The organism is Streptomyces sp. SID3212 (genome assembly GCF_009865405.1).
In the GTDB taxonomy this organism is placed as follows: Bacteria; Actinomycetota; Actinomycetes; order Streptomycetales; family Streptomycetaceae; genus Streptomyces.
Map to the genome: position 1 here is coordinate 1 of NZ_WWJY01000893.1, position 615 is coordinate 615.

At 74.8% G+C, this 615-nt stretch carries 2 protein-coding genes; both read left to right on the forward strand.

Annotation, left to right across the window (positions count from 1 at the left end; genetic code table 11):
- Nucleotides 1-6 precede the first annotated feature (6 nt).
- Complete coding sequence (locus GT042_RS26615; RefSeq protein ID WP_345943926.1) at nucleotides 7-144, forward strand: adenosylcobinamide-GDP ribazoletransferase; 138 nt, start codon at nucleotides 7-9, stop codon at nucleotides 142-144.
- A gap of 181 nt (nucleotides 145-325) precedes the next feature.
- Nucleotides 326-615, forward strand: a 290-nt coding sequence (locus GT042_RS26620) for a M17 family peptidase N-terminal domain-containing protein (RefSeq protein ID WP_345943925.1), incomplete at its 3' end; no start/stop codon positions are given.

Sequence of the window (615 nt, forward strand, 5' to 3'; positions counted from 1 at the left end):
CTGGCGGTGCCGGCCGCGCTGGGCGCCGCGCACCTGCTGCTCGGGCACTGCGTCCGGCGCTTCGGCGGGGTGACCGGGGACGTCCTCGGCGCCGTGGCCGAAACCGCCGCCACCACCGCGCTCGTCGTGCTGACCCTCGGCTGACGCCCGGTACCGGCGGCGGGGGCCCGGTCCGCTCCGCCAACGCCCCCGTGAACGCCGGATCTCACCGAGCGTAGGCTCCTTCCCGGCGGGCAACAGGCCGAATCGGTCTTACTATGCGGCGGGCACGGTCGGCCCATCCCTCGACCGCCGAAAAACTCAACGGAAGCGAGAATTCACCACCGTGACTGCTCTCACTCTCAGCACTGCCGGGGCGGCGACGCTGCGCGCCGACGTGATCGTCGTCGGCGTCGCGAAGGGCGCCGGGGGGCCGGTTGTCGCGCCCGGCGCCGAAGCCGTGGACCAGGCGTTCGACGGCAAGCTCGCCGCCGTCCTGGAGACCCTGGGCGCGTCGGGCGCCGAGGGCGAGGTGACCAAGCTCCCCGCCCCGTCCGGCCTGAAGTCGCCGGTCGTCCTCGCGGTCGGCCTGGGCTCCGCCCCGGACAAGGACGGGGCGTACGGCTCCGAGGCGCT